This is a genomic window from Pseudovibrio sp. Ad46, assembly GCF_001623065.1.
Classification (GTDB): Bacteria; Pseudomonadota; Alphaproteobacteria; order Rhizobiales; family Stappiaceae; genus Pseudovibrio.
On the sequence record NZ_LMCG01000080.1, the window covers coordinates 256,633 to 277,865 of the forward strand.

The following is a 21,233-nucleotide window of genomic DNA, read 5'->3' on the forward strand; positions in this document are numbered from 1 at the left end:
TAGGAAGTTGGCGGTACATCAAATCCAGCCCGCAACCCCAAAAAAAAGGGCTACCCGATTAGGATAGCCCTTTTTGAATTTATAAATGTGACCTTAGTGGTCAACATCTCTCCAGATCTTACGCTTTGTAAAGTACAGCAGCGATGCGAACAGGATCAGGAATGCCATCACACCAAAGCCGATACGCTTGCGTGATTCCAGATGAGGCTCAGCAGTCCACATCAGGAATGCAGAAACGTCACGAGCATACTGATCAACAGTCATTGGAGAACCGTCGGAGTACTCAACCAGCTCATCAGAAAGCGGAGGCGCCATTGCGAGCGTGGACCCTGAAATGAAGCCAGGATTGTAGTACTGACCTTCTGGAACCTCAACACCCTCAGGTGCCTCATGGTAGCCAGTTAGCAGACCGTACAGGTAATCCGGACCGTTTTCCTGATACTGCGTGGCAACATCAAGAACAAACCAAGGGAAACCACGAAGGGCAGCGCGTGCTTTTGCCATCAAAGAAAGGTCTGGTGGGTAAGCACCATTGTTAGAAGCACGTGCAGCTTGCTCGTTCGGGAATGGTGATGGGAATTTGTCGAACGGCTTGCCGTCACGCTCAAACATTTCACCTTCACTGTCCGGGCCATCTTCGATGGTGTATTCAGCTGCAAGAGCCTTCACTTCATCAACAGAGAAACCTGGTCCGCCTTCCTCAGCAAGGTTACGGAATGCGACGTAGCTCAGTCCATGACAGGCAGAACAAACTTCCTGGTACACCTGGAAGCCGCGCTGCAGCTGCGCTTTGTCAAACTGACCGAATGGGCCAGCAAAAGACCAAGGCTGCTTTTCGACGTGAGGTCCTTCGCCAGCTGCAAGAGCCGGACCAGCTACAGCAAGACCTGCAACAACAGCCAGAGCACGAGCGCTTTTGAACATTAGATTTTTCATCTTTAAAATCCCCTGCCCTTAAGCCGCATCACTGGACTTACCCAGCACTGCATCGTTGATTGAGTCAGGAACTTTCCGAGGCGTTTCGATCAGTCCGAGAACTGGAAGAACGATCAGGAAGTGTGCGAAGTAGAGAACCGTAAAGAACTGGATCCAGGCAATGTATGGCTGCTCAGCAGGCTTAGATCCAAGCCACCCCAACATGATTGTGGTGAAGAAGAAGAGCCAGAAGAAGAACCGGTAAACAGGACGGTAATTCGCTGAACGAACTTTGGAAGTGTCAAGCCAAGGCAACACGAACAAGATCGCAATCGCACCGCCCATGGCAATCACACCACCGAGCTTGGAAGGAATTGGACCAATATCGAAAGTGATCGCACGCAGGATCGCATAAAATGGCAGAAGGAACCATTCTGGAACGATGTGCGCTGGTGTCACCATTGGGTTCGCTGGAATGTAGTTATCAGCATGACCCAGATAGTTTGGCAGGTAGAACACGAACCAGGAGAACAGGATCATAAAGACAACGATCGCGAACAGATCCTTCAACGTGTAGTACGGATGGAATGGAACTGTGTCTTTATCGGACTTAGGATCAACACCAACTGGGTTGTTGTTACCAGCAACGTGGAACGCCCAGATGTGCAGCATCACAACGCCAAGGATCACGAACGGCAGCAGATAGTGCAGTGAGAAGAAGCGGTTCAGTGTTGGGTTACCAACTGCAAAACCACCCCAGAGCCATGTGGTGATTGCTTCACCAACAACTGGAACTGCAGAAAACAGGTTCGTAATAACCGTTGCACCCCAAAGAGACATCTGGCCCCAAGGAAGTACGTAGCCCATGAATGCGGTAAGCACCATGAGGAAGAACAGCAACACACCCAGGATCCATGCAATTTCGCGCGGCTCTTTGTAAGAACCGTAGTACATACCGCGGAAGATGTGGATGTACACTGCGAAGAAGAACATGGATGCACCGTTTGAGTGCAGATAACGCATCAACCATCCGTAGTTCACATCGCGCATGATGTGCTCAACGGATGCAAATGCGAGCGCATCATTCGGCGTGTAGTGCATTACCAGAACGATACCGGTAATGAGCTGAACAACGAGCACGAAAAATGCGATACCGCCGAAGGTCCACCAGTAGTTCAGGTTCTTCGGGGTAGGAAACGCAACAAAACTCCCATGTACAAGGGAGAGTACCGGCAAACGACGCTCAAGCCATTTGGCGCCAGCGTTTTGCGGTTCATAAGTAGAATGACCAGCCATAGCTGCCTCCTGAAAGGGCCTCGTCAGCCGATTACAACAACGTCGTCGCTGGAAAACTTGTAAGGCGGCACGAGCATGTTTTCTGGAGCCGGGCCTTTACGAATACGACCAGCAGTGTCGTAGTGGGAGCCGTGACATGGGCAGAACCAGCCGCCGTATTCACCAGCTTCACCAAGAGGCACACAGCCCAGGTGCGTACAAACGCCAACCATAACCAGCCAGGCTTCTTTGCCTGTCGTAGCGCGGTTTGCGTCAGATGCGTCCGCACCATCTTCTAGGTTAGCATTACGTGCAAACTGGTCTGGCAGATCAGCAATAGGCACTTCTGTCGCTTCAGCGATCTCTTTTTCCGTACGTTGACGGATAAAGACCGGCTTACCACGCCAGGTCACAGTGATGGATTGCCCGACTTCAACCGCAGAAACATCAACTTCGATAGAAGCCAAAGCCAGTGCAGATGCATCGGGGTTCATCTGATGGATAAAGGGCCAAGCCAGAGCTCCCGCACCGACCGCGCCCACGGCACCGGTCGCGATGTAAAGAAAATCGCGGCGTGACGGTTCAGCCGTGTCCGTGTGTTCCAAGGTCGCGTCCTCTCGAAACAAAATTGAAAGAGAACACCTACGATCTCTTCTGTGAGGACAGGCCCGCAACCAGTCAAAACCGGTCACTGTCTATACACCGCAAAGAAGACATAGGTGAAAATGCGCTAAATACGCACTTATATTGACGGATGCTATCTGCCACCAATGGTCGCACTTGTCTAGACTGGTTAAAAATTTGCGGACTTATTGTCGCAGACAACTTGGGCATAAGAGGAAAAAAACGGGATCAATTGAGATTTTGACACGCAAATATGAGTCAAAAGTCGAGTGGTTCGGGGACCCTAGGACGCAAACTCGCCCCGAACCACTTTTAGTTTAAACCGCTTGATTCCCTGTCAGGAATCCCTATTCGGCGGCAACTTGTGCAAGGAAACCGCCAGATTGGTGGTTCCAGAGGTTTCCATAGATACCTTCGGATTTCAGAAGTTCCTCATGGGTACCCATCTCTACGATCTTGCCTTGATCCATGACAATGAGGCGATCCATTGCCGCAATTGTGGAAAGTCGGTGGGCAATTGCAATAACCGTCTTACCTTCCATCAACTCAAACAGGCTTTCCTGGATCGCAGCCTCCACTTCTGAATCCAAAGCAGACGTTGCTTCGTCCAAAACAAGGATCGGAGCATCCTTAAGCAAGACACGCGCGATGGCGACGCGCTGGCGCTGTCCGCCAGAGAGTTTCACACCGCGCTCACCCACCAGAGTATCAAAGCCAGTCCGTCCTTCCGGATCTTTCAGGCCGTCAATAAACTCCAGAGCATGAGCCCGTCTCGCCGCTTCGCTCGCCTCTTCCAGAGTTGCACCATCTTTGCCGTAGGTGATGTTCTCCAGAATAGTCCGATGCAGCAAAGACGTGTCCTGAGAAACCACACCAACATTCTGGCGCAAGCTCTCTTGCGTCACGCCGCGAATATCCTGACCATCAATGGCAATGCGTCCACCTTCCAGATCATGGAAGCGCAGCAGCAAGTTCATCAGGGTCGATTTACCCGCACCCGAGCGACCAACAATCCCGATTTTCTCACCCGGCTTAATGTTGAGCGTCAGGTTTTCCAGAACGCCGCTGCCTTTGCCATAGTGGAACTTCACATCTTCAAAGCGAATTTCCGCGTCAGAAACAACAAGCGCTTTCGCATCTTGCTTATCAGTGACCTCAGTATGCCGGGACAACATGCCCAATCCGTCCTGAACCGTACCGATATTCTCAAACAGACCAGCAACTTCCCAAAGAATCCACTGAGACATACCCTGCAAACGCAAGGCCAGACCAATCGCAATCGCGATATCACCAGTCGTCACCAAAGCCCTCTGCCAAAGCCAGATGGACAGAGCGCCAAGAGACAACAAGAGCAGATTATTGATCAGCGTCAGGCAGATGTTCAGCTTTGTCACATTCCGCATCTGCTTATGCACGGTATCCATGAAAGTGCTCATGGAACCTTTGGCATAGTCTTCTTCACGCGATGCATGTGAAAACAGCTTTACGGTCGAGATATTCGTATAGGCATCAACGACATGACCAGTCATCACAGACCGGGCATCTGCTTGCTTCTTGGAAATACGCTTAAGCTTGGGAACAAAGACGTACATGACGAGGAAGTAGGAGAGCAACCAACCGATCATCGGCAATGCAAGACGCCAATCTGCGCTCACAAGCACAACAAGCGCAGCCAGAAAGTAAACAATTACATAGACAAATATATCGACAATACGCGTAATAACTTCCCGCACAGCAAGAGAGGTCTGCATCAGCTTGTTAGCAATGCGACCTGCAAAGTCATTATGAAAGAAAGTCAAACTCTGTCGAAGTAACTGCCGGTGCCCCTTCCACCTGATCAGCATTGGATAGTTACCAACCAATCCCTGATGGAAGAACATTTCCCACACTGCTGACATGATCGGCGAAATCACAAGAAGAACAACACCCATCCAGATCAGGTGGCCCCAGTTGTCGGCAAAGAACGTTTCCGGGTCTTCGGTGCCTAACCAGTTCACCAAATCACCCATAAACGTAAAGATGACCACTTCAATTACAGCAATAGATGCAGCGAAAAAGGCGATCACAACAAGTAGTATTGAAACAGGCTTGGTATAATACCAGATAAACCCCCAAAACTTACTTGGAGGAGTCTCGATCTCTTCCATTTTGAATGGGTCAATAAGCTTCTCAAAATAAGAGAACATGACAAATCCCAATTAAGATATTTGGTTTGCGAGGTGCGCTACCACGTCAACATGGTAAGAGGATGACGGCTGCTTACTGCAGCCGCTCATCTCGATCGTAAGGATCCCGGTTATCTTTCGGAGAGCCGGAAAAAGTCCAGATAACACTGGCAATTCCAACCCCAACAGCAAAAGCTCCAACCAGGGTATCAATCAAACGTCCCTGAAACAGAGAGCCAGCCTCGTTGATTCCGTTTGCTCTTACAATTTCTACCGTAGCCAACTCTGCGTAGAGCGTTGGAATAATTGTAAAAAATGCGATTCCAGCACTAATCATCAAGAACCAGAATGCGTGCCCAAGGCTTTGAGAAAACGTTCCTTTTTCAGAACCAGCCGAGCGCACATACCGGCCACCATCAACCGGAATTTGAGATGCAGAATCGTCACGGGACGCGATCTGCGCCCAGATAAATGACGTAATCATTGGAGATACTCCGACAACATATGCATGCAACCGCAGACGTAATACGTCCGTGAAGAGGGCTGCATTAAGAAAATACGAGCTAGAAAGTGTTGGAAATCCGCCTTCTAAGCGGAAACGGCGTAACCTGCGTTTTTGGCGGGATGCATAGCGCATGCGCCAGTCGCTGGGAGAACATTTACGTTCACGAGCACAAATTCAGTATTCATGTATGTCTCCCTAGTTCCAACGTTAAAAAATAGCTGATCGGGCGATCAGCAACTCGGAGAGTCTCGTCAAGTAAGATGAGGGCTCTCGGCCGGTGCGAAATGCTTATACTCATAAAGGCGGAGATATGCCTAGCCCCAAAAAATACGGAAAACCACTTTAGGATGTGGTGTATCTTTTTCGCAACACATATCACGAATTCAGATAGAATCTCTTGATTTCCATTAGGTTTCACCCACCGGAACGCTCCACCTATCAACAAACTCTATGATTTTTCTGGAGATTTTCCTTGGGTTCCTCTAGATGCCCAAGAGATGCTTCCATAAGCCAATCTTTCAGGAAACAACGCGAGCACCCGACAACATGCCAGATATTGCCCTTTACCAGCCAGACATTCCGCAGAACACCGGAACCCTATTACGGCTGGCCGCTTGCATGGATGTGACGGTACACCTGATCGAACCGGCAGGCTTCCCCCTGTCTGATCATGCACTTAAACGGGCTGGCATGGATTACATCGAACGCGCCAAACTCCAACGTCATATGGATTGGGAGAGTTTTCGTGAATGGCAGTTAGCCGAAAAACGCCGACTTATCCTCATGACCACCAAAGGATCACGCCCTTATACGCAGTTCGCGTTCAAGAAAGAGGACCTGATCCTGATGGGTCGCGAAAGTTCTGGCGTGCCGGAAGATATCCATCAAGTTGCTGATGCAAGACTGCTGATTCCTATGAAGAACGGCATGCGCTCTCTCAATATGGCCGTTTCCACTGGCATGGTCCTGGGTGAAGCTCTTCGTCAAACAGATTGTTTTTGAATAAAACACAACCTAAACTAGTTGCGTTGTTGAATGCGTTGCTTTGCGCGATTTAGGTTTTTATTGCGATGTTTGAGAGTCTTTCGAGAAAATTCGCTCATCTGTTTTGCTTTGCACTTTTGCTGTCAGTTCCAAAGTCTACTTTCGCAGGAGCACCGGTCGAACCCGTCCTCCATGCCAATCTGCATGACGAAGCCGTCCTGAATCGATACCTCCACCTGCTGGACGAGATATACCCCTGCGAATGGCATGATGCACACACACGAAGCGGGTATAACCTTTACGACCTCGGCAACGGCGTCGAGGTGCTCGAGTTCTCCTGCACCGTTGGCATACACAATCTGGCGAACCTCTATATCCGTCGCACCAAAAACTCAAACCAGCCTGCAAAACTCGTCTCCCTCGATCGTCCTGAGGACCAGCCAGTCACCAGCCAGTACATTCTGTTCAACAGCTTTTGGGACCACAATCGCGGCGCTCTCACCAGTTTCACAGTGGATCGCGGCCTCTCTGACTGCGGCTCTTTTGAAGTCCACCGCTTCACACCCAAAGGGTATCTGGAACTCGTGGAGTATCGCGCCAAGCGGCAGTGTGACGGCAAATTCCGTGAGCCAACGGATTACCCGTTGATCTACCCGCCAAGGTAAAAGCGACCAGCAAGTCCGTTAAAGCCCGAGGCTTCTTGGTAAGCGCGATGAAACCAAGAGTTTTAGCGCAAGAGTAAGGCTGGCAAGGCATCTTCAGGGACACAGCCAGAAGACTACAGCGTATCTCCGAAAAGTGGAAATCGGTTTTCGGATAAAGATACGCAAAACAAAGACTAAAGCAGTTCATATGTTTCAACTTAAATGCGAACTGCTTTAGGGTTGTCCAAAGAGGAAGATCGCCGTGTTCCAAACCTTGCCCCGAACATTCACAACCTGTTTTGCAGCAACCATTCTCTTCGAAACTCTACTGGCAAGCTCGTTACACGCCGAACCTGTCAAACCCGTCACACAGCACGATCCATCAATCCTGAACCGCTACATAAACATGCTGAATGCAGCCTACCCCTGTGATTGGGAAGACGCCTACGACTTAACCGGCAACCACGTCTTGCAGTTCAGCAAGGACGTAAAGGTGCTGGAGTTCATGTGCGCCAACAACCTTTACAACATGGCCCACCTCTACATCCGTATAGATGCCCGTCAGCCCAACAACGCCAAGCTGCTGACCTTTGAACGCCCAAAACACGAAGGCAACGACAACCCTGACGTGGTCTTCAACGGTGTCTGGGACATCAAGACCGGAGATCTGACCAGCTTCACGGAAGGCCGCGGGCTGGGAGATTGTGGCACCTACGAGGTTCACAAGTTCACCTCCGACGGCTACCCCCAGCTGATGGAGTTCCGTGCCAAGCCCGAATGTGACGGCAACTATGTCCAGCCTGAAAAGTATCCAGTCATCCTCGACAGATCCAAATAGCTCCATGCACCGTTCCGCCTCACCTGTACTTCTCAGTTGCGCTCCCTTACATAGAACAGCAAAGAACGCTTTGCGCTCAAGGAGGGACTATGAGCGATACACAAAACACGCTTCCAGCAGATCTGGAAGACAAAAAACAAGAGGCATCCGCGTGGTTCAGCCAGCTGCGTGACAACATTTGCAATGCCTTTGAGCAGCTGGAAGTAGAAGTCGGGGAACTGGACGGCCCCCTCTCCGACCAGCCAGCGGGACGTTTCGAGCGAACCCCATGGGAACGTACAGACCACAGCGGCGGCCACGGCGGCGGCGGTGTCATGTCCCTGATGCATGGACGTGTGTTCGAGAAGGTTGGCGTACACGTCTCCAGCGTACACGGTGAGTTCTCGCCAGAGTTCCGCGACCAGATCCCCGGTGCCAGCGAAGACCCACGTTTCTGGGCCTCCGGCATCTCCCTCATCGCCCACATGCACAATCCAAATGTACCAGCAGTGCATATGAACACCCGCATGGTCGTCACCACCAAGCAGTGGTTTGGTGGTGGAGCAGACCTGACACCTGTACTCAGCGCACGCCGCACGCAGGAAGATCCGGACACTGTCGAATTTCATGAGGCTATGAAAGCAGCCTGCGCAGACCATCCAGGGGCTGATTACGAGCACTTCAAGAAGTGGTGCGACGAGTACTTCTATCTGCCTCACCGCAACGAAGCACGCGGCATCGGTGGCATTTTCTACGACCGCCACAACACCGGCGACTGGAATGCAGACCTTGCCCTCACCAAATCCGTCGGCAACGCCTTCCTCGACATCTACCCAAAGCTGATCCGCAAAAACTTCCTGACCCCATGGACGCTCGAACAACGTGAAGAACAGCTGGTCCGTCGTGGCCGTTACGTAGAGTTCAACCTCCTTTACGACCGCGGCACAATCTTCGGCCTCAAGACAGGCGGAAACGTCTCCTCCATCCTGTCCTCCATGCCACCCGTGGTAAAGTGGCCATAAGCCACAACAGAATAAAGAAGCTCCCCACCCCACGTGTTGGGGAGCTTCCTGTCTCTTTGGAAGTGAAAACCAGCTTAAGCGCTCGGCCTGACAATGAACGACATGGCAGAACTGCCAGTCTCACTTTCCAAACTTCTCCCCTTCAAACGCTTGATCAGATCACGCGCTTCCAGCGGTGGTTGTTGCTCCTGCCGTCTGTAATCAGAACAATCCCGATTACGATGCAAAAGCCCGAGACTAAACAGCTCACGCCTTAACAAAGCAGGGTCGGCAAAACAGTGCCCTTCCTTGAGCAGCATGTTGATCTCTTTCTCCCGAAGCGATGCACCAGCCGGAATAAGGGACCACAACTGCCAAAGACAAAGCACCTGAACCTGCCGCCGTGACGGCCAGCTCACCAATCGCCCCAAATCATCAAACTGATTGAGGGCGCGCTCAACAAGCCGATGGTCTACCGTCTCGACAACCGGCTCGGTATCGAGGCGACGACCCGCAGAATGCGAAGCTCTTAGATGCTGAAAGTTCTGGAAACCCGCCGCTTTGGCGAGCATGTTCATCAACTCCACATGCGAGGGAGCATCACCGCGAGATTTCATCTGGCGGGCAACACTACGCGCAAACGTGGAGATATCAGGCGAACGAAGAGGGACTGGGACTCTCGACATTGAAAAATCCTCTCGAGCCGCATTACATTTTCGTGGTCGCTGGCTTGCGAAGCGGCATCGGACAAGAATGTCGATTGCTGTCGAAGTGAATGGCAGGTTTAGCTCCCCTTACGGGGCAGCGACGCCTTGGGAACTGCCGACCGATGATGACAATAAAAGCGCAAACCGCGAAATGTCAACACGCAGCAGTTTTGGGCGTCACCCATTTCAACCACTCAGGTTACAGAACTCCGCAATGCATCTGCACGCCCGGCCTTCCGCAATCCCATCGCCACACAGCCGGCTATAATCACGAAGGAAATCCACTGCGGCATATCCATCAGGTTAGCCAACTGGGTGATGCCGTAGTAGATGAACAGCAGCGTGAACCCGCCATATTGCCCAATCACCACCCAGGCAACACCAGCGACCAGTTCCTCTCTAAAGGCAGCTGCCAGCAACAACACGCCGTTCACCAGCATCACCACAGTGATTCCATGCCAGACCACCGACAACACCGCGATCACCACAGGATGAAGATCACTGCCCAATACAGGATCATGGATCTCTGGCCCACCCAGAAACACATGTACCAGCATCAATAGCAACGACAGGATACCAGAAGCCAAAAGCCACTTATTCATTGGAATTCTCTCATCTTTGATTACATACGGTAGCGTATGGTAGCTTAAAGCTGGACCCTGTCAATACGGTAGCGTATGGTGAAAGAATGACAGAGAAAACCAAACTCTCAGCGCTGGACTGGATCAAAGGCGGCTTCCGCTCGCTAGCCGCGAATGGACCTCAGAGCCTGAAGGCCGAAGCGCTTGCCAGAACACTGAAGGTGAGCAAGGGCTCGTTCTATTGGCACTTCAAGGATGTTGCTGCTTTGAAAAAAGCAATGCTGGACCATTGGGAGCAATTAGCCACACAACAAATCATCGCGCAGGTCGATGCAGGCAGCCCCGCCCCCAAACAGCGCCTCTATGATCTGATCGAGATTGCAGCAAGTGAGGTCTCATTGGAGTATGGCGCAACCGGCGTTTCCTCCGCGATCCGCAACTGGGCCCAGTTTGATGATCTCGCCGGCGCCTATATGAGTAAAATTGATCAGCGGCGTCTGGAGTACGTCGAGCAATTATTTTCTCAAATCCCCCAAACCCAAAGAAATGCAAAGATCAACAGCCAGATCCTTTATGCAACGCTCATTGGGGCTCAGCAGTTAGAGGAGGCAGACCAAAAAGCCTGCCTGAAACACACTCTGGACATCATGATGAGTGGCAACCGTCCTACCCCGGCCTGACCATTTTTTCTGGCCGGACAACACGATCAAACTCTTCCGCAGTCACATAACCCAGACGAAGAGCTTCTTCCTTCAGTGTGGTCCCGTTCTTATGGGCAGACTTGGCAATCTCGGTTGCTTTGTCATAGCCAATGGTGGGTGCAAGCGCTGTCACCAACATCAGGGACCGCTCCAACAACTCTTCAATACGCTCAATGTTTGGCTCAATGCCAACAACACAGCGGTCCGCAAAGCTCACCATGCAATCGGCCAGAAGCTCAATGGATTGCAGCAGGCTGTTAGCAATCACAGGTTTGAACACGTTCAGCTCAAAGTGCCCTGTCGATCCACCCACACTCACCGCTGTCTGATTGCCCATCACCTGAGCGCAGACCATGGTCACCGCTTCACACTGAGTCGGATTCACCTTACCCGGCATGATAGAAGAGCCCGGCTCGTTGGCTGGCAGACTGATCTCACCAAGACCGGAACGCGGACCGGAGGCAAGGAAACGAATGTCATTGGCAATCTTCATCAGCGAACAAGCCAGCGTGTTCAGCGCACCATGTGCAAACACAGCCGCATCATGCGTGGCCAGTGCCTCAAATTTATTGACCGCTGTCACAAATGGCAGGCCTGTCACCTCACTCACGTGAGTAGCAAACGCACTGGCAAACTCTGGCGTTGAATTAAGTCCGGTTCCCACGGCTGTGCCACCCTGCGCCAGCCGATAAAGCCCCACAAGGCTCTGCTCAATACGCTCCTTGGAATACTCCAGCTGCGCCACATAACCAGAAAACTCCTGCCCCAATGTCAAAGGCGTCGCATCCTGCGTGTGCGTCCGGCCAATTTTCACGATATCCGCAAAGGCCGCCACCTTAGCTTCCATCGTGTCGTGCAGATGCGTCAAAGCGGGCAGCAGCACCTTGTTGATCTCACAAGCTGCCGCGATGTGCATGGCCGTCGGGAAGGTGTCGTTGGAGGACTGCCCCATATTCACGTGATCGTTGGGGTGTACAGGAGACTTGGTGCCGATCTGTCCGCCAAGCAACTCAATGGCACGGTTGGCAATCACCTCGTTGGTGTTCATGTTGGACTGTGTGCCAGACCCTGTCTGCCAGATCACCAGAGGAAAATGTGCGTCCAGCTTGCCGGAAATCACCTCGGTCGCTGCCTGACAAATGGCCTTGCCCAGATCTTCTGACAAACGCCCCTCTTCCATGTTCACCCTGGCAGCAGCCAGCTTCACCGCGCCCAATGCATGGATCAGCGCAGGCGGCAGATGCTCCCGGCCAATGGGAAAGTTGATCAGAGACCGTGCGGTTTGCGCGCCCCAATATTTGCCAATGGGAACATCCAGCACACCAAAACTATCGGATTCCTGCCGCATACCATCAGAATTTTGATCAGACATTGACACTTTCCTCTCAAGCGCAGTCCCGAAAAAGGAACGATCCCCTTCAGGCGAGAACACACGACAACGAAACCATAAAACAGTTTAGACAACCCTGCCATGAAGCACAGGGCTTCATCAACCACAGGCGAACAAAACGTGAATTTCCGGTGCATGAACGCCGCGGTTCAATTTACATTCGTGAGCCAACCTGCTTATTCTCAACCATACCTACCGAAGATATATCAAAAAAGTTTCACCAGATGTCTATGCCCCCTCTCTCGGCGATCGGTATTGAGAATTACCGATCCGTACATAAGCTGTTCATGCGAGTTGGTGCCGTCAACGTGTTTGTCGGCAACAATGGCGTCGGTAAAACCAACCTCTACAAGTCGCTTGAACTTCTACAGCAAGCCGCACTGGGCCGTATCACCCGCGCCGTTTCAGAGGAAGGCGGCGTAGACAGCGTCATGTGGGCAGGAGAGCTGAAAACCCACGAAAAGAAGCGCATCATCCTGCGTGCCGATCTGGGGGATCTTTCCTACCGCATCCAGCTGGGTCTGCCCAACCCGATCTCTGATCCCGCCCTGCCCTATGAGACCATGGTGAGAGAAGAAGAACTAAACCTTCTGACAGGCTCCAAGTCTGTCGTGCTGATGAACCGCAAAGGCCCAAGTGCCTTTCTGCGCGCCAGCAACGGCAGCAAAGTAACCTACGACAACGAACTTCTGCCTTCCGAGACGGCCCTCGCCAGCATTCGCGATGGCAGCCAGTTTCCGGAGTTAGATCTGGTCCGCCGCGCAATTGCAGACTGGCGTTTCTACCACACCTTCCGCAGTGATCGGGACAGCCTGTTACGTCGTCCAAGCCCCAATGTCACCACCCCAACGCTCTCATCAGACGGCAACGATCTCGCAGCGGTTTTCGCAACGCTGAAGGAAATCCGCAAGGACACCTTCTATCTCCAGGAAGCGGTCGATGATGCCTTCCCCAACAGCAAGCTGATCATCGAAGCCAATGGGCAGGATTGCCGCTTCGCATTACAGACACCGGAAATCCGCCGCCCCTTCCCCTCTCAGGAACTGTCGGACGGCACATTGCAATATCTCGCCCTGCTTGGCGCTATGTTGTCCTACCGCCTGCCCTCCTTCATTGCCCTCAACGAACCCGAAGCCAGCCTGCATCCTGACTTGCTGGAACCACTCGCCAAAGTCATTGCCAAAGCCTCAGAGCGCAGCCAGATCTGGCTCGTCACACATTCTGAGCAACTTGCTGATCATATTGCCAATCATGCAGGGGCATACCCAAGGCGCATTTATAAAGAAAACGGCCAGACCGGAATTGATGGCCTGAAAATCACCGGCGAATTCGTCGGAGAGGAGTACTAAGTTTGACCCCAAAGGGCTTGATTGTCTGCCTTGCCACCATGGTAAGCTGGGCGTTTCTGATTGTCATAAGCAAAGGCTTGCTGCTTACTTACAATCTTGATCCATGGATCTTCACTATCATTCAGCTGATGTTTGGCGGCCTGTTCCTCATCGCCGTCAGCCGAAAGCTGGGCGCAACAATGGATGCGCTCAAGAGCCCTTACACCTGGGCCTACGGGGTTGCCCGTGTCCTCTCCGCAGCCTGTTTCACAGCCTCACTGTTGTACATCAGTGCGGCGAACGCAGGCTTTTTCGGCCTTGTCTCCGTTCCGTTTTCAGCGCTCGCCTTTGCTCTCCTGTTTTTCCGGCTCCCCACCGCTCTGGAACTGCCCGGTCATCTGATCATTATTCTTGGCGTTGTTCTGTTGATCTCCTCGCTGGAAGGCACCTACTCCAACCCCGCCGTCTATCTGATGATCTTCTCGGAATTTGCAGTGGTTGCCTCCGTTATTATCGCTGAATTCCACCCGCAAAATCAGGGAGATGATCTGAAGGAACGTGCCTCGCTCAGCGGTGTCATGCTGGTGGCCAGCGCGTTGATCATGCTCATCGCCCTCGCCGCCCTCTCTCTCATCACCGATGGCCCTGCAGCAACACAGCAAGCAACGGACTGGACCAACAACCTGCCGCTCATCGACCTGACACAGGTCTGGAGCCCAACCATGTGGCTCGCGGCCATTTGTGTCGGCATAACCCTGCGCGGTGTGTCAATGTTCCTGTCCATGCAGGCGATTAATTTGGTTGGCAGTCAGAACTACGTTGCCACAATCGCCGCCCTGCCGTTCACCTCATTGCTGTTTGAGCTCATCGCTGACAAAGCTGGCTATCTGCCTCAGACCCTACTAGATCCAATCGCCATCCTGGCAGGCGTCATCATGACAGCGGGTTCACTGGGCATTCTCTGGGCACGCCAGCGCAAGTTCAAAACAGCCGCCGCATTCTCATAGCTTTAGAAAACCCGAGTATTTCTGAAAGCAATTGCTTACTCGCCTTCGCTAAGGTTTGGGCGAACAGCGAGTAAGCGAACATGACTGACAACAAGAGCGAACTGCCGGAAGTCACTGAACAACGCATTCTGGAAGCGTGGAGACTGTCAGGCTGGGCTGACCGCTTGCTGGAGGAAGCAGGCATCGGTGTCACCATCATCGATAAAGACGGCAAGCTGCTCTACTACAACAAATGGGCTTCAGAAAATCTGGATCGCCAGCCCCGCCACATCGGGCACAATGTAAAAGAAAACCACCGCCGCGCCATCACCAACCCGCGGTTTGATGCCATGCTGCAGCTGTTCAAAGATGGCCGCAAAGACCCGGTGCGTTATGTGGCCAATCCATACGGAACCACCACCATTCTCGTCACCGTCTCCCCAATCCACGTTGACGGAGAGCTCGTCGGCTTTTCTCAGTTTGTCTTGTTAAAGGAAGAAGTGCAGGACCTGTGCTGCCTGTATGATCAGCATGGCCGCGATCCCTTTGAAAAAGCGATGCTACCAGACAGCTGATCTTTAGCTGGAAACCTTCTCTTTGGCTTCCGTCAACATCTCCTGAATGTCATTAAGCTGCTCAACCAGTTGGCCAATGGTTTCTACCGGCACATCCAGATTGGAAAAAGCGCAGTGCTGTACGTCAATCACGCCATCACTCAAATCACGCCCTTCTTTCGTCAGGCTAACAATAACCTGCCGCTCATCTTCTTTGGAGCGCGCACGAGCAAGAAAGCCCAATTCTTCAAGGCGCTTAAGCAACGGTGTCAGAGTGTTCGACTCAAGGAACAGGCGCTCCCCCAACTCGGAGACGCGCTGATGGTCTTTTTCCAAAAGAGCAAGCAAAGTGATGTACTGCGGATACGTGACCCCAAGCTTCTTCATCACCGGTTTATAAAACCGATTGAAGGCGTGGTTGGCCTTATAGATGGCAAAGCACAAATGCTGATCTAAACCAAAGCCTTGAAATTCTTCAGATTTCTTCTCGGCCATCACCGTATTCCAGTCCTGAGTAACATCCTCTTTCCCCGTTCTACCCATCAATATAAAAGCCGTCAAACTAAATCGCACACGATTAATTCACGTTTTGATTGACAGCACCCCACATTTCTTCTTAACTATATCGCATAGGATTTAATCGTGCACGATACATAACAACAACGAGGAATACCAAATGCCAGTTAACGTTCTTTATGAAACAAGCGCAGTTGCTACCGGTGGCCGGGACGGCACTGCAAAAACAAAGGACGGTGCTCTGGAACTGACACTTGCAACCCCAAAAGAACTGGGTGGCGCAGGTGGTGAAGGCAACAATCCAGAGCAGCTCTTCGCTGCTGGATACGCCGCATGTTTCATCGGAGCTATGAAGTTTGTAGCGTCTCAGCAGTCTGACATCGCTCTGCCTGCAGACGTAAATGTAGAATCGACCGTTGGAATTGGCCCACGCTCCGAAGGTGGTTTCGGTCTGGAAATTGCTCTGGCTGTTACCGTACCGGGCATGGACAAAGCCAAGACAGAAGAACTCGTCGCTGCAGCGCATGAGGTCTGCCCATATTCCAACGCAACCCGCAACAACATCGATGTAAAGCTTTCTGTCGCAACCTAAAGCGTATCTCCTAAAAGTGCCTATCGGTTTTCGGAGATAGATACGCAAAAAGCAAAAGCTAAAGCAGATCAAGCGTATCAGCTAAAACGCGAATTGCTTTAGCAGCACAAGACCCATCGAACCATTAAAGAGAAAGGGGCCCATGAGGCCCCTTTCCAATTTCTATTATCTGCTCTGATTAATCAGCTTGTTGAATAGCTGAGAGCTTCCAGCTCTCACCGGCATCACGAACAAACGACCAGATCTCTGTCCGCTCTTCCGGTACATCCGGATTGCCTTCAACCACTTTGTTGTTGGCCCGCTCACGCATCACATCAATGGCCTCATAGCGCATTGCGACAGACGCATAGTCCTTGTCGCCTTCACGCCAGGCTTCACTCAGATCACCCTGAAGCAGCTTGATGCCGCGCACTTCATTGACAAGACCGTTGGACGCAGCCTTGCCCAGTTCCTCAGCAAAGTAGCCCATGATTTCAGGCGTCGCGATTTCGCGGATCTTACCGTAATCTTCAGAGCCGTAAGCAGTCCAGACGGTTGTCAGCAATGCCTCAAACGCATCAAAGTCATCCGCAGTCAGTCCGATTTCATCATCCACTTCGGTAGAAAAGACAGGCTTTTCCTCAAACTGAGGCGCTTGACCACCACCAAAACCAGTGTTCGGAATGCCAGAAGACCCTGAACGACGCGGCGCATCCTGCGCGCCCGCATCATTAAAGCTGAACGACTGGTTCTGCTGTGGCTCCTGCTGGTATCCATGGGCAGCACCAGCGGCCTGTGGCTGTTGGCGTCCCCGCAAGAAGCGCATCAACAACATGATACCACCGCCGATCAGCAGCACCTGCATGATCATACCGAATAACCCGGCCATACCGCCGAACCCGGAACCGAACAACATGCCCAGCAATCCACCAAGTGCCAATCCACCGAGCATAGACCCGAGGAAACCACCGCCAAACAAACCACGGCGCTGGCCTGCAGCTGCCTTGGAGGCTGCCGCGGCATTCTGCTGCTGCGCACCTGTGTTAGTGCCGTTGTTAGGTGTCATGGTCCGCTGAACCGGAGCCGTCTTTGGTGCGGTCTTGGTCGCTTTTGGAGCTGAGTAACTGCGTGAACCGCGGCTACCGAAACTGAACCCACGCTTTGCCTCTGCAAAGTCAGCCGTCACAAAGATCAGACCGATCGAAAACACCAAGAGTGTGAGAAACTTTGGAAACTTATTCAATGCAAGCATGTAACCCCTAAACCTGCCCTTAAACTCATGTTGCCCTCCATATGGGGGCATTCTGTTAAAATTTGAAGACCAAACTGCATTCCCGAAAAGTGGAAGCCGGTTTTCAGACAAGAATACGCACCAATGAAAAATGCTGAAGCAGCTTAAGCCCCTCAAAACAAAGGCAAACGACTTCAAAGTTTCATTGGATTGCGAAGATGGACTTTTTCAAAGCCAGATGAGGAGATTTCATCACAAAACTCCACCCACTCGCAGTTTTGGCAGGCCTTCTTAAAAACACCCTCAGCATATGCTTTCCGCATTTTGGTGACCAAATGCGAACTCAGCACAAGCTCATCGCCAATACGCAGCTCAGTCCCAAGCAGACGAGAGATCAACGTCACAGCCGCTTTATCACGCTCCACCACACTGCAATTAAAGCAATGCGGTTGCTCTTCTTCACTAATCAGAACCGCACAAATCTCATCCGGCCCCTCAACCAGTTGGGCAGCCTCTCCCGCATTCAGGCGCTTCACCACAGCCTCGTAGTTCTTGGAAAACGCAGGAGAATAGCCGTGCCCAATGAATGTAAGCACGCATAGCAAGTGATGACCACGCAGCTTGACACTAATGATCACTTCACCTCATCAGCCAGCAGCACTTTCACCTGCTCCAGCAAACTCTCAGCAGATTGCTGATAATCCGCATCAGCCCAGATCCGCTGTGCCAGCCGCATCGCCTTACCCATATCAGGTCCGGCTGGAATCCCCCCAGCAATCATCATCTTGCCTGTCAGCGGAAAGCTCGGGATCTCCCAGTTCTGCGCAAAGGCCAACAGCTCTCTCAGCTCTGCTTCAATCTGCACAACATCATTCATCCATGCTGTCAAAACGCCATCAACAACAGCATCTGTTCCATGAGCAACCAACAACGCCTTCAACTGCTGTTTGCTCTGCCCGCGTGTATGCAGCACCTCCGCAATATCAGCAGCAACCTCAATCTCTTTCTTCTGCACATTAGAAAGGCGCAGGAGCTCAGCAACTTGCGGTCCTGCAACACCACCAAGCCGCAACACCGGCTGGAGAGCTACCTCAGGTAAATCCTCTAGGTCCAACAAGCGTGCTAAACGAGAGCTCGCAGCCTCTCCACCCAAAATGAGCTGCAAGATTCCGCCCTGCTCCATCAACAGCAAAGAATCGAGAGCACGCGATGCAGACAACGTTCTCAGAACTTCCTTGGTAATACGCTCCTTGGAAAGGTGAGAAAGGCCATCTTTCAACTCAATACAGGCAGCATACCCATCCGCATTGATCTCCCCTTGCCCGTAAGTCGCGAAGAACCGGAAGAACCGTAGGATCCGCAGATAATCTTCACGAATACGCGCACGCGCATCTCCAATGAACCGCAGATGCCGGTTGAGGCAGTCATCCAGACCGCCCAGCGGATCAAACAGTTCACCATGACGGTCCACGTAAAGCGCATTCATTGTGAAATCGCGACGCTGCGCGTCTTTCGTCCAGTCCCGCCCAAACTTAACCGTCGCGTGGCGTCCGTGCGTTTCAATATCCTCACGCAGACAGGTCACTTCAATTGGCTGGCGATCAATAACCAGCGTCACCGTTCCATGATCAACACCAGTTGGGATGGCTTTGACACCAGCAGCTTCCGCTCTGGCAAGCACCACATCCGGCAAGGCAGTGCAGGCGATATCAACATCATCCACCACTTCACCAAGTAGGGAATTGCGCACAGTTCCACCAACGGCACGCGCAACATCACCGTCTTGTTCCAGAACGTCAAAAGCCCTCTGAACAGCAACACTGTCCAGCCAGCCGCTCTGTTGTAATCTAGTCATTTTTGAGGAGTCTCGTATCCACCTGGAACGAACTCACCATCCACCACTTGCGCTGGTCTGTATTGCGAGCCAAGAGGTGCGCGGCTTGTTTCTGCAAGCAGCATCAGGCTGGCGATGACAAGAGCTATTCCGCTGATGCTCAACCACAACATCGGGCCATCGCGAAATCGCTTGTCTTTCTTTGCCTTGCGCACAACCATCACCCACACCGCGTAGGCGATAAAAGGAACAAAGAACAACAACCCATGTGTCAGGAGCATTCGTATCATCAGGCATAAACCCTATTGTAAAGCACGCGCAGGATGCCAGCGGTGACACCCCATATGTAACGCTGCTCAAACGGCATGGCATAATAGTAGCGCGTTTTGCCTCTGAATTCTCCGCTTTTTTTCTGGTGGTTCTTAGGGTTCATCAGAAAAGACAAAGGCACTTCAAATACTTCATCCACCTCTGCCGGATTGGGAGAGAGGATCAACGGAGGTTTGACTGTCGCAAGAACCGGCACGACCCGATACCCGGAGCCCGTGTAGTAATCGCCAAGATCACCTAAAATCTCTACTAAGTCAGAGTCCAGGCCAACTTCTTCATGCGCCTCTCGCAAAGCTGCACCCACAGGCCCGTCATCATCCTCATCAATTTTGCCACCAGGAAACGCAATCTGCCCTGCATGAGAACGCAGGTGCGCAGTACGCTGGGTTAAAAGAATGGACGCCTCTGTCCCCCGGTCAACAATACCGATCAGAACAGCAGCATCCCGTACCTGCTCCAGATCCTCACCATAATCAGGAATATCCGGATTGAGGATGTGATCTCCTGCAGGCTCACGGGCTTGACCGGCCAACCGGTCCATCACCCGAGATCTGAAATTCTCTGCTGTAAACTCAGACAAGATAATACGCCGTCCTAATGTCTCTTCCTAAAATCCAAGGTTTTGGACCGTATCCACCACGAAGAATGCACCATGGCTTTCAATGCCAACAATCCGTCCACCCTCGCCTTCACGCTCTTGCAAATGCGGCGCGAGCTCATGAACCAGTGTCCGCGCAAACAACGCTTCCAATCGGTCACGCACAAGGATGTAAGGCTTCAGCCCGCCATCTTCTTCCTGCTGCACAAACCGGATCGGGTTATCAGGCCCAGCTTCAACAACGTCACCGCAATTGGTCCGGATGGTGATCACCTGCTCTCCGTCCTGCTGGTGAATGTCCATCTCCACGGCCACAAACGGTGCATCTTCAACGCTCAGGCCAATCTTCTCAACGGGCGTGACAAGATAATACTTCCCGTCGTCTTCCTGTTTTAAAACAGTCGCGAACAGGTGCACCAGAGCCTCACGCTGAATAGGCGTGCCCATGTAATACCAGGACCCATCCCGCTTGATCTGCATATCCAGATCACCGCAGAACTCCGGGTTCCAAAGATGGATAGGAGGCAGGCTTTTTGATTTTCCTGCACGCGAAATCAAAGCCTGAAGACCTTTCGGCATCTCGTTGATTTCCGGAATGCTCTTTTCTGTTAATTCGCTCACCACGGTCATTCTACCAATACATCGGAACACACCACTATTGGGGTAATATGGTGTCACGCAAGCTCTAACGCTACCCTCCCTCAAAGCCCGCGCCAAGTTATACCTTTGCGATAAGCATCGACGCAGCAAAATAAGAGACGTCATTGGTGGTCTCTATTACGTGCGCAATGCTCTCAATTCTCAGGGGCAAACAGAATCTCGGCCCTCAGACTCACTATCTGTTCACAGAAATGCCGTTAGGGTAGAGCCAACCAAACTATAACCCAGGGATGCTCTGACCCCGATCATATCAAAACATTTTGAAACTGGCTTTCGCGCCTTGCATTGCACTTCTGCCTGCATAGTCAGCCTATTG

The 21,233-nt window shown here is 52.0% G+C and carries 24 protein-coding genes; 9 read left to right on the plus strand and 15 right to left on the minus strand.

Annotation, left to right across the window (positions count from 1 at the left end):
• Nucleotides 1–93 precede the first annotated feature (93 nt).
• From PsAD46_RS24525 to PsAD46_RS24545, 5 genes are all read right to left on the minus strand, one after another.
• On the minus strand, nt 94–936 hold the full coding sequence (locus tag PsAD46_RS24525) for a cytochrome c1 (protein ID WP_063303209.1): 843 nt from the start codon (nt 934–936) through the stop codon (nt 94–96).
• Nucleotides 937–954: 18 nt separating this feature from the next.
• Nucleotides 955–2,211 carry a cytochrome b/b6 gene (locus PsAD46_RS24530; protein ID WP_057463603.1) on the minus strand — a complete coding sequence of 419 codons (1,257 nt, stop codon included), beginning with the start codon at nt 2,209–2,211 and terminating at the stop codon, nt 955–957.
• A gap of 23 nt (nt 2,212–2,234) precedes the next feature.
• Entirely contained in the window at nt 2,235–2,795 is a 561-nt protein-coding gene (gene petA / locus PsAD46_RS24535) for a ubiquinol-cytochrome c reductase iron-sulfur subunit (RefSeq protein ID WP_057463604.1), read from the minus strand.
• Between the two features lie 366 nt (nt 2,796–3,161).
• Nucleotides 3,162–5,000, minus strand: coding sequence for an ABC transporter ATP-binding protein (locus tag PsAD46_RS24540; protein ID WP_063308056.1), 1,839 nt, complete (start codon nt 4,998–5,000; stop codon nt 3,162–3,164).
• Nucleotides 5,001–5,073: 73 nt separating this feature from the next.
• A complete protein-coding gene (locus PsAD46_RS24545) occupies nt 5,074–5,463 on the minus strand; it encodes a hypothetical protein (protein WP_057463607.1) in 390 nt (129 codons plus the stop codon).
• Nucleotides 5,464–6,030: 567 nt separating this feature from the next.
• On the opposite strand from PsAD46_RS24545, the gene PsAD46_RS24550 reads away from it, so the two are divergent.
• The 4 genes from PsAD46_RS24550 (at nt 6,031) to hemF (ending at nt 8,951) form a co-directional block, all read left to right on the plus strand.
• Nucleotides 6,031–6,486 (plus strand): tRNA (cytidine(34)-2'-O)-methyltransferase, encoded by a 456-nt coding sequence (locus PsAD46_RS24550; protein ID WP_063290043.1) that lies wholly within the window; start codon nt 6,031–6,033, stop codon nt 6,484–6,486.
• A gap of 68 nt (nt 6,487–6,554) precedes the next feature.
• Entirely contained in the window at nt 6,555–7,133 is a 579-nt protein-coding gene (locus PsAD46_RS24555; protein WP_063308057.1) for a DUF1176 domain-containing protein, read from the plus strand.
• Nucleotides 7,134–7,374: 241 nt separating this feature from the next.
• A complete protein-coding gene (locus PsAD46_RS24560) occupies nt 7,375–7,950 on the plus strand; it encodes a DUF1176 domain-containing protein (RefSeq protein ID WP_208982015.1) in 576 nt (191 codons plus the stop codon).
• An 89-nt stretch (nt 7,951–8,039) separates the two neighbouring features.
• On the plus strand, nt 8,040–8,951 hold the full coding sequence (gene hemF, locus PsAD46_RS24565) for an oxygen-dependent coproporphyrinogen oxidase (RefSeq protein WP_063308058.1): 912 nt from the start codon (nt 8,040–8,042) through the stop codon (nt 8,949–8,951).
• Nucleotides 8,952–9,025: 74 nt separating this feature from the next.
• Here hemF and PsAD46_RS24570 read toward each other — a convergent pair whose 3' ends face one another.
• Together PsAD46_RS24570 and PsAD46_RS24575 are read right to left on the minus strand one after the other, a co-directional pair.
• On the minus strand, nt 9,026–9,616 hold the full coding sequence (locus PsAD46_RS24570; protein WP_208982016.1) for a DUF2087 domain-containing protein: 591 nt from the start codon (nt 9,614–9,616) through the stop codon (nt 9,026–9,028).
• Nucleotides 9,617–9,831: 215 nt separating this feature from the next.
• On the minus strand, nt 9,832–10,239 hold the full coding sequence (locus tag PsAD46_RS24575) for a hypothetical protein (protein ID WP_063308059.1): 408 nt from the start codon (nt 10,237–10,239) through the stop codon (nt 9,832–9,834).
• A gap of 86 nt (nt 10,240–10,325) precedes the next feature.
• Between PsAD46_RS24575 and PsAD46_RS24580 the strand changes: the two genes are divergently transcribed.
• Nucleotides 10,326–10,898 carry a TetR/AcrR family transcriptional regulator gene (locus tag PsAD46_RS24580; RefSeq protein WP_063308060.1) on the plus strand — a complete coding sequence of 191 codons (573 nt, stop codon included), beginning with the start codon at nt 10,326–10,328 and terminating at the stop codon, nt 10,896–10,898.
• Here the strand turns inward: PsAD46_RS24580 and fumC are convergent.
• Nucleotides 10,885–12,291: a class II fumarate hydratase gene (fumC, locus tag PsAD46_RS24585; RefSeq protein WP_063308061.1), complete on the minus strand. Its 1,407-nt coding sequence runs from the start codon at nt 12,289–12,291 to the stop codon at nt 10,885–10,887. The genes PsAD46_RS24580 and fumC overlap by 14 nt on opposite strands.
• Before the next feature lie 242 nt (nt 12,292–12,533).
• On the opposite strand from fumC, the gene PsAD46_RS24590 reads away from it, so the two are divergent.
• The 3 genes from PsAD46_RS24590 (at nt 12,534) to PsAD46_RS24600 (ending at nt 15,198) form a co-directional block, all read left to right on the plus strand.
• Nucleotides 12,534–13,658: an AAA family ATPase gene (locus PsAD46_RS24590; protein ID WP_063293995.1), complete on the plus strand. Its 1,125-nt coding sequence runs from the start codon at nt 12,534–12,536 to the stop codon at nt 13,656–13,658.
• Nucleotides 13,659–13,660: 2 nt separating this feature from the next.
• Nucleotides 13,661–14,644, plus strand: coding sequence for an EamA family transporter (locus tag PsAD46_RS24595; protein WP_063308062.1), 984 nt, complete (start codon nt 13,661–13,663; stop codon nt 14,642–14,644).
• 80 nt (nt 14,645–14,724) lie between these two features.
• Nucleotides 14,725–15,198: a PAS domain-containing protein gene (locus tag PsAD46_RS24600; protein ID WP_063290051.1), complete on the plus strand. Its 474-nt coding sequence runs from the start codon at nt 14,725–14,727 to the stop codon at nt 15,196–15,198.
• 3 nt (nt 15,199–15,201) lie between these two features.
• On the opposite strand, the gene PsAD46_RS24605 is transcribed toward PsAD46_RS24600, so the two are convergent.
• A complete protein-coding gene (locus tag PsAD46_RS24605) occupies nt 15,202–15,672 on the minus strand; it encodes a MarR family transcriptional regulator (protein ID WP_208982017.1) in 471 nt (156 codons plus the stop codon).
• Between the two features lie 181 nt (nt 15,673–15,853).
• On the opposite strand from PsAD46_RS24605, the gene PsAD46_RS24610 reads away from it, so the two are divergent.
• Complete coding sequence (locus tag PsAD46_RS24610; protein ID WP_063308064.1) at nt 15,854–16,285, plus strand: organic hydroperoxide resistance protein; 432 nt, start codon at nt 15,854–15,856, stop codon at nt 16,283–16,285.
• Nucleotides 16,286–16,463: 178 nt separating this feature from the next.
• On the opposite strand, the gene PsAD46_RS24615 is transcribed toward PsAD46_RS24610, so the two are convergent.
• The 6 genes from PsAD46_RS24615 to PsAD46_RS24640 all read right to left on the minus strand — a co-directional run bounded on the left by PsAD46_RS24615 (nt 16,464) and on the right by PsAD46_RS24640 (nt 20,836).
• Nucleotides 16,464–17,516, minus strand: a complete 1,053-nt coding sequence (locus PsAD46_RS24615; RefSeq protein WP_063308065.1) for a Tim44 domain-containing protein — start codon at nt 17,514–17,516, stop codon at nt 16,464–16,466.
• Nucleotides 17,517–17,689: 173 nt separating this feature from the next.
• Nucleotides 17,690–18,133: a DUF1284 domain-containing protein gene (locus PsAD46_RS24620; RefSeq protein ID WP_244273245.1), complete on the minus strand. Its 444-nt coding sequence runs from the start codon at nt 18,131–18,133 to the stop codon at nt 17,690–17,692.
• Nucleotides 18,130–19,350, minus strand: a complete 1,221-nt coding sequence (locus PsAD46_RS24625) for a CCA tRNA nucleotidyltransferase (protein ID WP_063308066.1) — start codon at nt 19,348–19,350, stop codon at nt 18,130–18,132. Before PsAD46_RS24625 ends, PsAD46_RS24620 begins: the two co-directional genes overlap by 4 nt.
• A complete protein-coding gene (locus PsAD46_RS24630) occupies nt 19,347–19,619 on the minus strand; it encodes a DUF6111 family protein (RefSeq protein ID WP_208860182.1) in 273 nt (90 codons plus the stop codon). Before PsAD46_RS24630 ends, PsAD46_RS24625 begins: the two co-directional genes overlap by 4 nt.
• The gene (locus tag PsAD46_RS24635; RefSeq protein ID WP_084404528.1) at nt 19,619–20,239 is read right to left on the minus strand and encodes a CoA pyrophosphatase; all 621 of its coding nucleotides are present in this window, start codon (nt 20,237–20,239) and stop codon (nt 19,619–19,621) included. Before PsAD46_RS24635 ends, PsAD46_RS24630 begins: the two co-directional genes overlap by 1 nt.
• 27 nt (nt 20,240–20,266) lie before the next feature.
• Entirely contained in the window at nt 20,267–20,836 is a 570-nt protein-coding gene (locus tag PsAD46_RS24640) for a DUF1285 domain-containing protein (RefSeq protein WP_244273251.1), read from the minus strand.
• Nucleotides 20,837–21,233: the final 397 nt, after the last annotated feature.

Coding starts and splice junctions, on each gene's coding strand:
- PsAD46_RS24525 (WP_063303209.1), bottom strand. CDS start 936: ATGAAAAATCTAATGTTCAAAAGCGCTCGTGCTCTGGCTGTTGTTGCA.
- PsAD46_RS24530 (WP_057463603.1), bottom strand. CDS start 2,211: ATGGCTGGTCATTCTACTTATGAACCGCAAAACGCTGGCGCCAAATGG.
- PsAD46_RS24540 (WP_063308056.1), bottom strand. CDS start 5,000: ATGTTCTCTTATTTTGAGAAGCTTATTGACCCATTCAAAATGGAAGAG.
- PsAD46_RS24545 (WP_057463607.1), bottom strand. CDS start 5,463: ATGATTACGTCATTTATCTGGGCGCAGATCGCGTCCCGTGACGATTCT.
- PsAD46_RS24550 (WP_063290043.1), top strand. CDS start 6,031: ATGCCAGATATTGCCCTTTACCAGCCAGACATTCCGCAGAACACCGGA.
- PsAD46_RS24555 (WP_063308057.1), top strand. CDS start 6,555: ATGTTTGAGAGTCTTTCGAGAAAATTCGCTCATCTGTTTTGCTTTGCA.
- hemF (WP_063308058.1), top strand. CDS start 8,040: ATGAGCGATACACAAAACACGCTTCCAGCAGATCTGGAAGACAAAAAA.
- PsAD46_RS24570 (WP_208982016.1), bottom strand. CDS start 9,616: ATGTCGAGAGTCCCAGTCCCTCTTCGTTCGCCTGATATCTCCACGTTT.
- PsAD46_RS24575 (WP_063308059.1), bottom strand. CDS start 10,239: ATGAATAAGTGGCTTTTGGCTTCTGGTATCCTGTCGTTGCTATTGATG.
- PsAD46_RS24580 (WP_063308060.1), top strand. CDS start 10,326: ATGACAGAGAAAACCAAACTCTCAGCGCTGGACTGGATCAAAGGCGGC.
- fumC (WP_063308061.1), bottom strand. CDS start 12,291: ATGTCTGATCAAAATTCTGATGGTATGCGGCAGGAATCCGATAGTTTT.
- PsAD46_RS24590 (WP_063293995.1), top strand. CDS start 12,534: ATGTCTATGCCCCCTCTCTCGGCGATCGGTATTGAGAATTACCGATCC.
- PsAD46_RS24600 (WP_063290051.1), top strand. CDS start 14,725: ATGACTGACAACAAGAGCGAACTGCCGGAAGTCACTGAACAACGCATT.
- PsAD46_RS24605 (WP_208982017.1), bottom strand. CDS start 15,672: ATGGCCGAGAAGAAATCTGAAGAATTTCAAGGCTTTGGTTTAGATCAG.
- PsAD46_RS24610 (WP_063308064.1), top strand. CDS start 15,854: ATGCCAGTTAACGTTCTTTATGAAACAAGCGCAGTTGCTACCGGTGGC.
- PsAD46_RS24615 (WP_063308065.1), bottom strand. CDS start 17,516: ATGCTTGCATTGAATAAGTTTCCAAAGTTTCTCACACTCTTGGTGTTT.
- PsAD46_RS24625 (WP_063308066.1), bottom strand. CDS start 19,350: ATGACTAGATTACAACAGAGCGGCTGGCTGGACAGTGTTGCTGTTCAG.
- PsAD46_RS24630 (WP_208860182.1), bottom strand. CDS start 19,619: ATGATACGAATGCTCCTGACACATGGGTTGTTGTTCTTTGTTCCTTTT.
- PsAD46_RS24640 (WP_244273251.1), bottom strand. CDS start 20,836: ATGCCGAAAGGTCTTCAGGCTTTGATTTCGCGTGCAGGAAAATCAAAA.